This window comes from Pseudomonas xanthosomatis, from assembly GCF_019139835.1.
Classification (GTDB): domain Bacteria; phylum Pseudomonadota; class Gammaproteobacteria; order Pseudomonadales; family Pseudomonadaceae; genus Aquipseudomonas; species Aquipseudomonas fakonensis.
The window spans coordinates 5,300,735-5,315,803 of the sequence record NZ_CP077075.1 but is presented as its reverse complement, the minus strand read 5'-3'; the positions used below and the strand labels follow the sequence as shown (position 1 = coordinate 5,315,803).

The window sequence follows — 15,069 nt, the reverse complement described above, 5'->3', positions numbered from 1 at the left end:
TTTTCAATGGAAAAGACCAAGCTGGCGGCACCGGGTTCGGTGCCGCGTCACGTCGCTATCATCATGGACGGTAACAACCGCTGGGCGAAAAAACGCCTGCTGCCCGGCGTCGCCGGGCACAAGGCCGGCGTGGATGCCGTGCGGGCAGTGATCGAGGTGTGCGCCGAGGCGAAGGTCGAGGTGCTCACGCTCTTCGCCTTCTCCAGCGAGAACTGGCAGCGCCCGGCCGAAGAGGTCGGTGCGTTGATGGAGCTGTTTTTCACCGCCCTGCGCCGCGAGGCCCGGCGGCTGAACGAGAACAACATCAGCCTGCGTATCATCGGCGACCGCTCGCGCTTTCACCCCGAACTGCAGACTGCCATGCGTGAAGCCGAGGCCATCACTGCCGGCAGCGGCCGTTTCATCCTGCAGATCGCCGCCAACTACGGTGGCCAGTGGGACATCGCCCAGGCTGCGCAGCGCCTGGCGCGTGAAGTGCAGGCCGGGCACCTGCGCCCGGACGATATCACCCCCGAGCTCTTGCAAACTTGCCTGGCCACCGGCGACCTGCCGTTGCCCGACCTGTGCATCCGCACCGGCGGCGAGCGGCGCATCAGCAACTTCCTGCTGTGGCAGCTGGCCTACGCCGAGCTGTACTTCTCCGACCTCTTCTGGCCGGACTTCAAACACGAGGCCATGCGCACCGCGCTGGCCGATTTCGCCTCGCGCCAGCGCCGCTTCGGTAAGACCAGCGAGCAGGTCGAGGCCGGAGCCCGTGCTTAATGCTTAAACAACGCATCATTACCGCGCTGATCCTGCTGCCGGTCGCGCTGTGCGGTTTCTTCCTGCTCAATGGCGGGGATTTCGCACTGTTCATCGGCCTGGTGGTCACCCTGGGTGCCTGGGAGTGGGCGCGCCTGGCCGGGCTGGTGGCCCAGCCGCTGCGTATCGCCTACGCCGCTGTCGTCGCCGGTGGCCTGATGCTGCTGTACATCCTGCCGGAGCTGGCGCCTTGGGTGCTGGGTGCATCGGTGATCTGGTGGGCGCTGGCCACCTGGTTGGTGCTCACCTACCCGCGCAGCAACGAGCTGTGGAGCAGCGCGGCCTGCCGCCTGCTGATCGGCCTGCTGATCCTGCTGCCGGCCTGGCAGGGTTTGGTACTGCTCAAGCACTGGCCGCTGGGCAACTGGCTGATCCTGGCGGTGATGGTGCTGGTGTGGGCTGCCGACATTGGTGCGTATTTCTCGGGGCGTGCCCTTGGCAAGCGCAAGCTGGCGCCGCAGGTCAGCCCGGGCAAGAGCTGGGAAGGCGTCTATGGTGGCCTGGCGGTCAGCCTGCTGATCACCTTGGTGGTCGGCCTGAACCGTGGCTGGGGCATCGGTGAGCTGCTGCTGGGCCTGCTGGGTGCGGTTGTGGTGGTGATGTCCTCGGTGGTCGGTGACCTGACCGAGAGCATGTTCAAGCGCCGCGAAGGCATCAAGGACAGCAGCAACCTGCTGCCCGGCCATGGTGGCGTGCTCGACCGTATCGACAGCCTGACTGCGGCCATCCCGATGTTCGCCGTGCTGTTGTGGGCTGCCGAATGGGGTGTGATGTGAGTCAACCACAGCGCATTACCGTGCTGGGGGCGACCGGCTCCATCGGCCTGAGCACCCTCGATGTGATCGCCCGCCATCCCGACCGTTATCAAGTGTTCGCCCTGAGCGGCTATTCGCGGGTCGACGAGCTGTTGGCCTTGTGCCTGCGCCATCGCCCGGCGTATGCCGTGGTGCCGGGCAGTGATGCGGCCGCGCGCCTGCGCGAGGGTTTGAAAACCGCCGACTGCGCCACCGAAGTGCTGGAAGGCGAGGCCGGGTTGTGTCAGGTGTCTGCCGCGCCTGAAGTGGATGCCGTCATGGCGGCCATTGTCGGTGCTGCGGGCCTGCGCCCGACCCTGGCGGCGGTAGAGGCTGGCAAGAAGGTGCTGCTGGCCAACAAGGAAGCCCTGGTGATGTCCGGGGCGCTGTTCATGGATGCGGTGCGGCGCAGCGGCGCTGTACTGCTGCCGATCGACAGCGAGCACAACGCGATCTTCCAGTGCATGCCCGGCGATTACGCGCGCGGTTTGAGTGCGGTGGGCGTGCGGCGCATTCTGCTGACCGCCTCGGGCGGGCCGTTTCGCGAAACACCTGCGCCAGAGCTTGTGAATGTTACCCCCGAGCAGGCTTGCGCTCACCCCAACTGGTCTATGGGCCGCAAGATCTCGGTGGACTCGGCGAGCATGATGAACAAGGGCCTGGAGCTGATCGAGGCCTGCTGGCTGTTCGATGCGGCGCCCGGTCAGGTGGAGGTGGTGGTTCACCCGCAGAGCGTGATCCACTCGCTGGTCGACTATGTCGACGGTTCGGTGCTGGCCCAGTTGGGCAACCCGGACATGCGCACCCCCATTGCCAACGCCCTGGCCTGGCCCGAGCGCATTGATTCGGGGGTTGCACCGCTGGACCTGTTCAGTATCGCCCGTCTGGATTTCCAGGCCCCCGACGAACAGCGCTTCCCTTGCCTGCGGCTGGCGCGTCAGGCTGCCGAGGCGGGCAACAGTGCGCCGGCGGTGCTCAACGCGGCCAACGAAGTGGCGGTGGAGGCGTTTCTGCAGGGGCGCATCCGCTTCCCTGAGATCGCGAGTATGATCGAACAGGTGCTCGAGCAGGAACCGGTGGTGCCGGTGGCCACGCTCGACGCCGTATTTGCCGCCGACCAGCGTGCCCGGGAGTTGTCCCGGGAATGGCTGCGGCGCCACGGTCGCTGACCGGCAGCCGCTGGCTGCCCTCACGTCATCCGGAGATTGCACATGTCTGCGCTTTACATGATCGTCGGCACCTTGGTGGCACTGGGGGTGCTGGTCACCTTCCACGAATTCGGCCACTTCTGGGTGGCGCGGCGTTGCGGCGTGAAAGTGCTGCGCTTCTCGGTGGGCTTCGGCACGCCGCTGGTGCGCTGGCATGACCGTCACGGCACCGAGTTTGTGGTAGCGGCCATTCCGCTGGGGGGCTACGTGAAGATGCTCGACGAGCGCGAAGGCGATGTGCCGCCGGCGTTGGCCGGGCAGTCGTTCAACCGCAAGTCGGTGCGCCAGCGCATCGCCATCGTTGCCGCGGGCCCTGTCGCCAACTTCTTGCTGGCGATCCTGTTCTTCTGGGTCATCGCCATGCTGGGCACGCAACAGGTGCGCCCGGTCATCGGCTCGATCGAATCGGGGAGCCTGGCCGCCAGTGCCGGCCTGAGCGCCGGCCAGGAAATCGTTTCCATTGATGGCAAGCCGACCAATGGCTGGTCGGCGGTCAACCTGCAGTTGGTGCGCCGCCTCGGCGAGAGCGGCACCCTGCGCGTGGGCGTGCTGGAGGAGGGCGCCAGCACCGCCCGCCAATTCGATATCCAGCTCGACCACTGGCTCAAGGGCGCCGATGAGCCCGACCCGATCCAGTCCCTCGGCCTGCGCCCGTGGCGCCCGGCGGTGGCGCCGGTGCTGGCCGAGATCGACCCCAAGGGCCCGGCCGCTGCTGCCGGGCTCAAGAGTGGCGACAAGCTGCTGGCCATCGACGGTACCGCGCTGGCCGACTGGCAGCAGGTGGTCGACGCCGTGCGTGCCCGCCCCGAAAGCAAGGTCAGCCTGCGTATCGAGCGTGACGGTGCGCAGCAGGACGTCGCGGTCACCCTGGCGCGCAAGGGCGAAGGCCAGGCTTCCGGTGGTTACCTTGGCGCGGGCGTGAAGGCTGGCGAGTGGCCGGCCGCGATGCTTCGCGAGGTCAGCTACGGCCCGCTGGAAGCGGTGGGTGAGGGGCTCTCGCGTACCTGGAGCATGAGCGTCCTGACCCTCGAGTCGCTGAAGAAAATGCTGTTCGGGGAGCTCTCGGTAAAAAACTTGAGTGGACCGATAACCATTGCTAAAGTGGCGGGCGCTTCAGCCCAGTCGGGCGTTGGGGATTTCCTGAATTTCCTGGCCTACCTGAGCATAAGCCTGGGGGTTCTGAATTTGCTGCCCATCCCGGTACTGGATGGGGGGCACTTGCTGTTCTACCTGATCGAGTGGGCGCGCGGTCGTCCGCTCTCGGATCGGGTGCAAGGTTGGGGGGTCCAGATCGGTATCAGTTTGGTCGTGGGGGTGATGTTGCTCGCCCTGATCAACGATCTGGGTCGACTATAAAAGCTTCGCTCAATCGCGAAACCTGCCGCGTTGTGTGCGGCGGGTTGTTTATTGCCAGTTGGAATAAAAGGACTTCATGAAACGTCTGCTGCTAACTGCGGTGCTCTCCGCACTGATGATCGCTGAAGTTCACGCCGAGTCCTTCACCATCTCCGATATTCGCGTCAACGGCCTGCAGCGGGTTTCCGCCGGCAGCGTGTTCGGCGCCTTGCCGCTGAACGTCGGTGACCAGGTCGACGACCGTCGCCTGGTGGACTCGACCCGTTCGCTGTTCAAGACCGGCTTCTTCCAGGACATCCAGCTGAACCGCGACGGCAATGTCCTGATCATCAACGTGGTCGAGCGCCCGTCGGTCTCCAGCATCGAGATCGAAGGCAACAAGGCGATCAGCACGGAAGACCTGATGAAGGGCCTGAAACAATCGGGCCTGGCCGAAGGCGAGATCTTCCAGCGTGCAACCCTTGAGGGCGTGCGTAACGAGCTGCAGCGCCAGTACGTGGCCCAGGGCCGCTACTCGGCCGAAGTCGACGCCGAAGTGGTGCCGCAGCCGCGCAACCGCGTGGGCCTGAAGATCAAGATCAACGAAGGCACCGTGGCGGCCATCCAGCACATCAACATCGTCGGCAACACCGTGTTCGACGACGAAGAGCTGGCCCAGCTGTTCGAGCTGAAAACCACCAACTGGCTGTCGTTCTTCAAGAACGACGACAAGTACGCTCGCGAAAAACTCTCCGGTGACCTGGAGCGCCTGCGCTCGTACTACCTGGACCGCGGCTACATCAACATGGACATCGCATCCACCCAGGTGTCCATCACTCCGGACAAGAAGCACGTCTACATCACGGTCAACGTCAACGAAGGCGAAAAGTACACCGTGCGTGACGTGAAGCTCTCCGGCGACCTGAAAGTGCCGGAAGACCAGGTCAAGTCGCTGCTGCTGGTGCAGCCTGGCCAGGTGTTCTCGCGCAAGGTCATGACCACCAGCTCCGACCTGATCACCCGCCGCCTGGGTAACGAGGGCTATACCTTCGCCAACGTCAACGGCGTGCCGCAGCCGCACGATGAAGACCACACCGTGGACATCATGTTCGTGGTCGACCCGGGCAAGCGTGCCTACGTCAACCGCATCAACTACCGCGGCAACACCAAGACCGAAGACGAAGTGCTGCGCCGCGAAATGCGCCAGATGGAAGGCGGCTGGGCTTCGACCTACCTGATCGACCAGTCCAAGACCCGCCTTGAGCGCCTGGGCTTCTTCAAGGAAGTCAACGTCGAAACCCCGGCAGTGCCAGGCACTGACGATCAGGTCGACGTGAACTACGCCGTGGAAGAACAAGCCTCGGGCTCGATCACCGCCAGCGTCGGTTTCGCACAGAGCGCGGGCCTGATCCTGGGTGGCTCGATCAGCCAGAGCAACTTCCTCGGTACCGGTAACAAGGTGTCCATCGGCCTGACCCGTTCGGAATACCAGACCCGCTACAACTTCGGCTTCGTTGACCCCTACTTCACCGCCGACGGCGTGAGCCTGGGTTACAACGCCTTCTACCGCAGCACCAACTACGACGACCTCGACGTCGACGTGGCCAGCTACGCGGTGGACAGCCTCGGTGCCGGTGTCAGCCTGGGCTACCCGATCAGCGAAACCTCGCGCCTGACCTACGGCCTGACCGTGCAGCAGGACAAGATCAAGACCGGCAAATACACCGTCGACGAGATCTTCGACTTCCTCGAAAACGAAGGCGACAACTTCCTCAACTTCAAGGCATCGATCGGCTGGTCCGAGTCCACGCTCAACAAAGGCGTACTGGCAACCCGTGGTCATTCGCAAAGCCTGACCCTGGAAACCACCGTGCCGGGCAGCGACCTGTCGTTCTACAAGCTCGACTACCGCGGCCAGCTGTTCAAGCCAATCAACAACGACTACACCCTGCGCCTGCACACCGAGCTGGGCTATGGTGACGGCTTCGGCTCTACCTCGGGCCTGCCGTTCTACGAGAACTACTACGCTGGTGGTTTCAACTCGGTCCGTGGCTTCAAGGACAGCAGCCTTGGCCCGCGCAGTACCCCGAGTACCGGCAAGAACCCGGGCACCATCGCCGACCCGGACCAGGATCCGCTGCCGTTCGGTGGCAACGTGCTGGTGCAGGGTGGTGTGGAACTGCTGTTCCCGCTGCCGTTCGTCAAGGACCAGCGTTCGCTGCGCACCTCCGTGTTCTGGGACGTGGGTAACGTGTTCGACACCAACTGCGGCTCCAAGCCCGATTGCGCCAAGGTCGGTTTCAGCGACATGGCCAGCTCGGTCGGCCTGGGCGTAACCTGGATCACTGCGCTGGGCCCGCTGAGCTTCAGCCTGGCGATGCCGATCAAGAAGCCGGACGACGCCGACACCCAGGTGTTCCAATTCTCTCTGGGCCAGACCTTCTAAGGGTCGGCCCTCGTACAACGACAACGGTTTATCCAGGAGTGCATCGTGCGTAAGTTGACTCAACTGGCCCTCGTGGCCGCGGCGCTGGTCGCCACCCCGGCTTTCGCCGAAATGAAGGTTGCCGTGCTGAACTATCAGATGGCCCTGCTCGAATCCGATGCGGCCAAGAAGTACGCCGTTGACGCCGAGAAGAAGTTCGGCCCGCAGCTGACCAAGCTCAAGACCCTGGAAAGCAGCGCCAAGGGCATCCAGGACCGTCTGATCAAAGGTGGCGACAAGATGCCTCAGCCAGAGCGTGAGCGCCTGGAGCTCGAATTCAAGCAAAAAGCCCGCGACTTCCAGTTCCAGTCCAAGGAGCTGAACGAAGCCAAGGCCGTTGCCGACCGTGACATGCTCAAGCAGCTCAAGCCCAAGCTGGACGGCGCTGTGGAAGAAGTCATCAAGAAGGGCGGCTTCGACCTGGTGCTCGAGCGTGGTGCGGTCATCGATGTCAAGCCTCAGTACGACATCACCCGCCAGGTCATCGAGCGCATGAACCAAGCGCGTTGATATGACCGTGACCATGACGCTCGGCCAGCTGGCCGAGGCCCTCGGGGCACAGCTCAAAGGCCCCGAGGCGCTGCAGATCACCGGCCTTGCCACCTTGCAGGAGGCAGGCGCCGGGCAGTTGAGCTTCCTTGCCAACAAGCAGTACCGCAAGTTCCTCGACGACACCCAGGCCGCAGCAGTACTGCTCAAGGCCGAGGACGCCGAGGGCTTTGCCGGCAATGCCCTGATCGTCGCCGACCCGTACCTTGCGTACGCGCGCATTTCGCACCTGTTCGACCCCAAGCCCAAGGCTGTGGCGGGAATTCATCCCAGCGCCGTGGTGCATGAGGACGCACAGGTCGATGCCAGCGCCAGCATCGGCCCGTTCGCGGTGATCGAGGCCGGTGCACGCATCGGCGCCAACGTGAGTGTCGCTGCGCACTGCTTCGTCGGTGCCCGCTGCGTCATCGGTGACGGTGGCTGGCTGGCACCGCGGGTCACCTTGTACCACGACGTGACCATCGGCAAGCGCGTGGTGATTCAGTCGGGCGCGGTGATCGGCGGCGAAGGCTTCGGCTTTGCCAATGAGAAGGGCGTGTGGCAGAAGATCGCGCAAATCGGCGGCGTGACCTTGGGTGATGACGTGGAGATCGGCGTGAACACTGCGGTAGACCGCGGCGCGCTGTCCGACACGCGCATTGGCAATGGCGTCAAGCTCGACAACCAGATCCAGATCGCCCACAACGTGCAGGTCGGTGACCACACGGCGATGGCGGCCTGCGTCGGTATTTCCGGCAGCACCAAGATCGGCAGGCACTGCATGATCGCGGGCGGTGTCGGCATGGTCGGTCACATCGATGTTTGCGACAACGTGTTTGTCTCCGGCATGACCATGGTCACCCGTTCCATTACCGAACCGGGCGGCTATTCTTCCGGAACGGCCATGCAACCCCTGGCCGAATGGCGCAAGAGCGCCGCGCGTATTCGCCAGCTTGACGAGATGTCCAAGCGCCTCGGGCAGCTGGAAAAACGTGTCGATACCGTGACCTCAGGTGGCCAGCCGGCATCAGAAGGCTGATACCATTTCCTGAGCTAGAGAACAGTCGCTAGCTGGCTCCTCTTTGGATTTGCAAAAGGAGCGTGCGGTCAGCCCCTGCGCTCCCTATTCTTATTACAGGCTTCCCCCCGAAATGATGGACATCAACGAGATTCGCGAATACCTGCCTCACCGTTACCCGTTCCTGCTGGTGGACCGCGTCACGGACCTGGACTTCGAGGCCCAGAGCATTCGTGCCTACAAGAATGTCAGCATCAACGAGCCGTTCTTCAACGGCCACTTCCCGGCGCATCCGATCATGCCGGGCGTGCTGATCATCGAGGCCATGGCCCAAGCGGCCGGTATTCTCGGTTTCAAGATGCTCGACGCAAAACCTGCCGACGGCACCCTGTACTACTTCGTCGGCTCCGACAAGCTGCGCTTCCGCCAGCCGGTGCTGCCGGGTGACCAGCTGGTGCTGGAAGCCAAGTTCCTCAGCCGCAAGAGCATGATCTGGAAGTTCGAATGCCGCGCCCTGGTTGACGGCAAGCCGGTCTGCTCGGCCGAGATCACCTGTGCGGAACGCTCCCTATGAGTCTGATTGACCCTCGGGCGATCATCGACCCCTCGGCCAAAATGGCCGAAGGTGTCGAGGTCGGCCCTTGGTCGATCGTTGGCCCCGATGTCGAAATCGGGGAGGGCACCGTCATTGGCCCGCATGTGGTGCTCAAGGGGCCGACCCGCATCGGCAAGCACAATCGCATCTACCAGTTCAGCTCTATCGGCGAAGATACCCCTGACCTCAAGTACAAGGGTGAAGCGACGCGCCTGGTGATCGGCGACCACAACGTGATCCGCGAGGGTGTCACCATCCACCGCGGCACCGTGCAGGACCGCTCGGAAACCACCCTGGGCGACCACAATCTGATCATGGCCTACGCCCACATCGGCCACGACAGCGTGATCGGCAACCACTGCATCCTGGTCAACAACACTGCGTTGGCCGGGCATGTGCACGTGGGCGACTGGGCGATCTTGTCCGGTTACACCCTGGTGCACCAGTACTGCCACATCGGTGCTCACGCGTTCTCCGGCATGGGTACGGCGATCGGCAAGGACGTACCGGCCTTCGTCACCGTGTTCGGCAGCCCGGCCGAAGCGCGCAGCATGAACTTCGAAGGCATGCGCCGTCGCGGTTTCAGCGACGAGGTCATCCATGCCCTGCGCCGCGCCTACAAGATCGTCTACCGCCACGGCCTGACCGTTGAAGAAGCGGTGAAAGAGCTTGACGAACTGGTCAGCCAGTTCCCTGAAGTGGACCTGTTCCGCCAGTCGATCCTCAAGTCCGACCGCGGCATCACCCGCTGATATGGCGCAGCTCTGTGTAGCGCTGGTCGCAGGCGAGGCCAGCGGCGATATTCTCGGCTCCGGCCTGATGCGCGCCATCAAGGCCCGCCACCCCGATGTACGCTTCATCGGTGTCGGCGGCCCGTTGATGGAGGCTGAAGGCATGGCCTCGTACTTCCCCATGGAGCGCCTGGCAGTAATGGGCCTGGTGGAGGTGCTCGGGCGCCTGCGCGAGCTGCTCAAGCGGCGCAAGCTGCTGATCGAGACGCTGATCGGCGAAAAGCCCGATGTGTTCATCGGCATCGACGCGCCCGATTTCACCCTCAACATTGAGCTCAAGTTGCGCCAGGCCGGTATCAAGACCGTGCACTACGTCAGCCCATCGGTGTGGGCGTGGCGGCAGAAGCGCGTGCTGAAGATCCGTGAAGGTTGCGACCTGATGCTCACCCTGCTGCCGTTCGAGGCGCGCTTTTATGAAGAGCAGGGCGTGCCGGTGCGTTTCGTCGGCCACCCGCTGGCCGATACCATTCCGCTTGAAGCCGACCGCGCTGCGGCGCGCGCCGAACTGGGGCTGGCCGATGGCCCGGTGATTGCGCTGATGCCCGGCAGCCGCGGTGGCGAAGTGGGGCGGTTGGGCGCCTTGTTCCTCGATGCCGCCCAGCGCCTGCGCGAACTGGTGCCCGGGGCGCGCTTCGTGCTGCCTTGCGCCAACGCCGCGCGCCGCGCCCAGGTCGAGCAAATGCTCGAAGGCCGCGATCTGCCGCTGTCCTTGCTCGACGGCCAGTCGCACCAAGCCCTGGCGGCCTGCGATGCGGTATTGATTGCCTCGGGCACGGCCACGCTGGAGGCGATGCTGTACAAGCGCCCGATGGTGGTGGCCTACCGCCTGGCGCCGCTGACGTACTGGATCCTCAAGCGCATGGTCAAGAGCCCCTACGTGTCGCTGCCCAACCTGTTGGCCCAGCGCATGCTGGTGCCAGAACTGCTGCAGGACGCTGCCACCAGCGAGGCCCTGGCCCAGACCTTGGCGCCGCTGGTGCAGGATGGCACGCAGCAGACCGACAGCTTCGACCAGATTCACCGTACCCTGCGCCGTGACGCCTCCAACCAGGCGGCTGACGCGGTGCTGGCCCTGTTGAAGGACCGCTGACATGCAGATGGGACTGGATTTCAACCTGGTCGAAGACCTGGTGGCCGGCGTTGACGAAGTAGGCCGTGGCCCGCTGTGCGGCGCGGTGGTCACTGCGGCGGTCATTCTCGACCCGAACCGTCCGATCCTCGGCCTGAACGATTCGAAGAAACTCACCGAAGCCCGGCGCGAGGCGCTGTTCGACGAGATCTGCGAAAAGGCCCTGAGCTTTTGCATCGCCCGAGCGGAGGTTGAAGAAATCGACCGCCTGAACATTCTGCAGGCCACCATGCTGGCCATGCAGCGCGCGGTCGAAGGCCTGCACGTCACGCCAAAACTTGCGCTGATCGACGGCAACCGCTGCCCGAAACTGGCAGTGCCGGCATCGCCGGTGGTCAAGGGCGATTCGCAGGTGCCGGCCATCGCTGCAGCCTCGATCCTGGCCAAGGTCACCCGTGACCGCGAGATGAGCGCGTTCGAGCTGATCTACCCGGGCTATGGTATTGGCGGGCACAAGGGCTACCCGACGCCGGTGCACCTGGAAGCCCTGGCTCGGCTGGGGCCGACGCCGATTCACCGGCGCTCGTTCGCTCCGGTGCGGGCGGCCTGGGAGGCCCGTGAGGGCGTCTCCAGTTCGTTGATCTGATTGGTTGGGGCCGCTGTGCGGCCCTTCGCGGGCAAGCCCGCTCCCACAGGTTCCGCGTATCCTGTGGGAGCGGGCTTGCCCGCGAAGGGGCGCGCAGCGGCCCCAAAACTTTCTGCCCATTTACGCTACAATCCCGCCCTTGTCGTTCAGCTCTGCTACAGGATCTTCCATGTCGGTTTCCTTCGTTCACCTTCGCGTGCACTCCGAATTCTCCCTGGTCGACGGCCTGGTGCGGATCAAGCCGCTGGCCAAGGCCCTGGCGGGGATGAACATGCCGGCGGTGGCGATCACCGACCAGAGCAACATGTGCTCGCTGGTGAAGTTCTACAAGACCGCCATGGGCGCCGGCATCAAGCCGATCTGCGGCGCCGACCTGTGGCTGGCCGGGGCCGACCCCGAGGCGCCGCTGTCGCGCATCTGCTTTTTGGCCATGGACCCCAAGGGCTACCGCAACCTCACCGAGCTGATCTCGCGCGGCTGGACCGACGGCCAGCGCAACGGCCTGGTGATCATCCAGCGTGACTGGATCGCCCCGGCCAGCGAAGGGCTGATTGCCCTGTCCGCCGGCAAGGAAGGCGACATCGGCATGGCCCTGATGAGCGGCCGCCAAGAAGAAGCCGAAGCGCTACTGGGCGATTGGCTGGGCATGTTCCCGGATCGCTTCTATGTGGAGGTGCAGCGCACCAACCGCGCCGGTGACGAGGAGTACGTGCACGCCGCCGTGGCCCTGGCCGACAAGCTCGGCGCGCCGCTGGTGGCGACCAACGACGTGCGTTTCATCAAGCAGTCGGACTTCGATGCCCACGAAACCCGCGTGTGCATTGGCGAGGGCTGGACCCTCGATGACCCGCGCCGCCCGCGTGGCTACAGTGACCAGCAGTACCTCAAGTCGCCGGAAGAAATGGCCGAGCTGTTCAGCGACCTGCCCGATGCCATCGCCAACACGGTTGAAATCGCCAAGCGCTGCAACATCACCGTGCAGCTGGGCAAATACTTCTTGCCCGACTTCCCCACGCCCAACGGCATGGGCATCGACGACTACCTGCGCCATGTGTCCCACGAAGGCCTGGAAGAGCGTCTGGCAGTGCTGTGGCCGAAAGACACCACACCCAACTACGAAGAAAAGCGCCAGGTGTATCTGGACCGCCTGAAGTTCGAACTGGACATCATCATCCAGATGGGCTTCCCCGGTTACTTCCTGATCGTTATGGACTTCATCAAGTGGGCCAAGAACAACGACGTGCCGGTGGGCCCGGGCCGGGGTTCGGGTGCGGGCTCGCTGGTGGCCTATGTACTGAAGATCACCGACCTCGACCCGCTGGCCTACGACTTGCTGTTCGAACGTTTCCTCAACCCTGAACGTGTATCCATGCCCGACTTCGACGTCGACTTCTGCATGGATGGTCGTGACCGGGTGATCGACTACGTAGCCGAGGCCTACGGGCGCAACGCGGTGAGCCAGATCATCACCTTCGGCACCATGGCCGCCAAGGCGGTGGTGCGCGACGTGGCGCGGGTGCAGGGCAAGTCCTACGGCCTGGCCGACCGCCTGTCGAAGATGATCCCGTTCGAAGTGGGCATGACCCTGGAGAAAGCCTACGAGCAGGAAGAGATCCTGCGCGATTTTCTCAAGAGCGACGAGGACGGCCGCGAGATCTGGGACATGGCCCTCAAGCTCGAGGGCGTTACCCGGGGTACCGGCAAGCACGCCGGTGGCGTGGTAATCGCCCCCACCAAGCTCACCGACTTTTCGCCGATCGCCTGTGACGAAGAGGGCGGCGGCCTGGTGACCCAGTTCGACAAGGATGACGTCGAGGCCGCGGGCCTGGTGAAGTTCGACTTCCTCGGCCTGCGTACCCTGACCATCATCAAGTGGGCGATGGAGATCATCAACCGCGAGCAGAAAAAGAAAGACCTGCCCGACCTCAACATCGACTTCATCCCGCTGGATGACCGCAAGACCTACGAGCTGCTGCAAAAAGCCGAAACCACGGCGGTGTTCCAGCTTGAATCGCGCGGCATGAAAGAGCTGATCAAAAAGCTCAAGCCCGACTGCCTTGAAGACCTTATCGCACTGGTGGCGCTGTTCCGCCCAGGCCCGCTGCAGTCGGGCATGGTGGACGACTTCATCAACCGCAAGCACGGCCGCGCCGAGCTTGCCTACCCGCACTCCGACTACCAGTACGAAGGCCTCAAGCCGGTACTGGCGCCGACCTACGGCATCATCCTGTACCAGGAACAGGTGATGCAGATCGCCCAGGTGATGGCCGGCTACACCCTCGGCGGCGCCGACATGCTGCGCCGGGCGATGGGTAAGAAAAAGCCCGAGGAGATGGCCAAGCAGCGCGGCGGTTTCATCGAAGGTTGCGTTGCCAACAACATCGACGCGGACCTGGCCGGTAACATCTTCGACCTGGTAGAGAAGTTCGCAGGTTACGGCTTCAACAAATCCCACTCCGCCGCCTACGGCCTGGTGTCGTACCAGACCGCCTGGCTGAAGACCCACCACCCGGCGCCGTTCATGGCAGCGGTGCTGTCGGCGGATATGCACAACACCGACAAGGTGGTGGTGCTGGTGGAGGAAGTGCGCAGCATGAAGCTGCGCCTGGACGCGCCGGATGTGAACTTCTCCGACTTCAAGTTCACCGTGAACAACGACGGGCGCATCGTCTATGGCCTGGGCGCTATCAAGGGTGTGGGCGAGGGGCCGGTGGAGGCCATCGTCGAAGCCCGCGCGCAAGGCGGCCCGTTCAAGGACCTGTTCGACTTCTGCGACCGCATCGACCTCAAGCGGGTCAACAAGCGAACCCTCGATGCGTTGATTCGCAGCGGTGCGCTGGACCGCCTGGGGCCGCACTTCCATGACGAGATCAAGGCCTACCAGGCCAACATCGACATCAACCGCGCCACCTTGTTGTCGGCCTTGGGCGAGGCAATCAAGGCCGCCGAGCAGGCTGCCCACACCGCCGACAGCGGCCACGTCGACCTGTTCGGCAGCATGTTCGACGACGTGGAGGTCGACGTCTATGCCAACCACCGCAAGGTCCGCGAACTGACGCTCAAGGAGCGCCTGAAAGGCGAAAAGGATACCCTCGGGCTGTACCTCACCGGCCATCCGATCGACGAGTACGAAACCGAAATCCGCCGCTTCGCCCGCCAGCGCATCGTCGACCTCAAGCCTGCGCGGGACACACAGACCATCGCCGGCATGATCATTGCCCTGCGGGTAATGAAGAACAAGAAGGGCGACAAGATGGGCTTCGTCACCCTCGACGACCGCTCCGGGCGTATCGAAGCTTCGCTGTTCGCCGACTCGTTCATGGCTGCCCAGGCCCTGCTGCAGACCGATGCCATGGTGGTGGTGGAAGGCGAGGTGAGCAACGACGACTTCTCCGGTGGCCTGCGCCTGCGGGTCAAGACGGTGATGACCATGGAAGACGCGCGCACCAAGCTGGCCGAGAGCCTGCGCCTGAAAATCGCCCACGATGCGCTGAAAGGCGACCGCCTGAACTGGCTGGGCGAGCTGATCACCCGCCACCGCGGCGGTTGCCCGATCACCCTGGAATACACCGGCAGCGACGCCAAGGCCATGCTGCAGTTCGGCGACCAGTGGTCGATCGACCCGGCCGATGGCCTGATTCAGGCACTGCGTGACCAGTTCGGGCGTGAGAACGTCTTCCTGCAATACCGTTGAAACGACGAATTTTAATCTCGACCTTTATGCGCCTGATCCCTTAAGGTAGGGCGCCAAACGGATCAACCGGCCGGCCGCCTGGCCGTAGACCCAAGACGGAAGCCT

At 63.9% G+C, this 15,069-nt stretch carries 12 protein-coding genes; all 12 read left to right on the top strand.

Annotation, left to right across the window (positions count from 1 at the left end):
* Positions 1-6 precede the first annotated feature (6 nt).
* The 12 genes from uppS to dnaE all read left to right on the top strand — a co-directional run bounded on the left by uppS (position 7) and on the right by dnaE (position 14,964).
* Positions 7-762, top strand: a complete 756-nt coding sequence (gene uppS / locus KSS93_RS23485; protein ID WP_217886189.1) for a polyprenyl diphosphate synthase — start codon at positions 7-9, stop codon at positions 760-762.
* On the top strand, positions 762-1,577 hold the full coding sequence (locus KSS93_RS23480) for a phosphatidate cytidylyltransferase (protein ID WP_217886188.1): 816 nt from the start codon (positions 762-764) through the stop codon (positions 1,575-1,577). Before uppS ends, KSS93_RS23480 begins: the two co-directional genes overlap by 1 nt.
* The gene (gene ispC / locus KSS93_RS23475) at positions 1,574-2,764 is read left to right on the top strand and encodes a 1-deoxy-D-xylulose-5-phosphate reductoisomerase (protein WP_217886187.1); all 1,191 of its coding nucleotides are present in this window, start codon (positions 1,574-1,576) and stop codon (positions 2,762-2,764) included. Before KSS93_RS23480 ends, ispC begins: the two co-directional genes overlap by 4 nt.
* 42 nt (positions 2,765-2,806) lie before the next feature.
* Positions 2,807-4,159 (top strand): RIP metalloprotease RseP, encoded by a 1,353-nt coding sequence (rseP, locus tag KSS93_RS23470; protein ID WP_217886186.1) that lies wholly within the window; start codon positions 2,807-2,809, stop codon positions 4,157-4,159.
* A gap of 76 nt (positions 4,160-4,235) precedes the next feature.
* Positions 4,236-6,584, top strand: a complete 2,349-nt coding sequence (bamA, locus tag KSS93_RS23465) for an outer membrane protein assembly factor BamA (RefSeq protein ID WP_217886185.1) — start codon at positions 4,236-4,238, stop codon at positions 6,582-6,584.
* Positions 6,585-6,629: 45 nt separating this feature from the next.
* Positions 6,630-7,133 (top strand): OmpH/Skp family outer membrane protein, encoded by a 504-nt coding sequence (locus KSS93_RS23460; protein ID WP_217839962.1) that lies wholly within the window; start codon positions 6,630-6,632, stop codon positions 7,131-7,133.
* Position 7,134: 1 nt separating this feature from the next.
* On the top strand, positions 7,135-8,190 hold the full coding sequence (lpxD, locus tag KSS93_RS23455) for a UDP-3-O-(3-hydroxymyristoyl)glucosamine N-acyltransferase (RefSeq protein WP_217886184.1): 1,056 nt from the start codon (positions 7,135-7,137) through the stop codon (positions 8,188-8,190).
* A 112-nt stretch (positions 8,191-8,302) separates the two neighbouring features.
* Positions 8,303-8,743, top strand: coding sequence for a 3-hydroxyacyl-ACP dehydratase FabZ (gene fabZ / locus KSS93_RS23450; protein ID WP_003252314.1), 441 nt, complete (start codon positions 8,303-8,305; stop codon positions 8,741-8,743).
* The gene (gene lpxA / locus KSS93_RS23445) at positions 8,740-9,516 is read left to right on the top strand and encodes an acyl-ACP--UDP-N-acetylglucosamine O-acyltransferase (RefSeq protein ID WP_217886183.1); all 777 of its coding nucleotides are present in this window, start codon (positions 8,740-8,742) and stop codon (positions 9,514-9,516) included. Before fabZ ends, lpxA begins: the two co-directional genes overlap by 4 nt.
* A 1-nt stretch (position 9,517) precedes the next feature.
* Positions 9,518-10,645, top strand: a complete 1,128-nt coding sequence (gene lpxB / locus KSS93_RS23440; protein WP_217886182.1) for a lipid-A-disaccharide synthase — start codon at positions 9,518-9,520, stop codon at positions 10,643-10,645.
* A 1-nt stretch (position 10,646) separates the two neighbouring features.
* Entirely contained in the window at positions 10,647-11,270 is a 624-nt protein-coding gene (gene rnhB, locus KSS93_RS23435; RefSeq protein ID WP_217886181.1) for a ribonuclease HII, read from the top strand.
* Between the two features lie 169 nt (positions 11,271-11,439).
* Positions 11,440-14,964 (top strand): DNA polymerase III subunit alpha, encoded by a 3,525-nt coding sequence (gene dnaE / locus KSS93_RS23430; protein ID WP_217886180.1) that lies wholly within the window; start codon positions 11,440-11,442, stop codon positions 14,962-14,964.
* Positions 14,965-15,069: the final 105 nt, after the last annotated feature.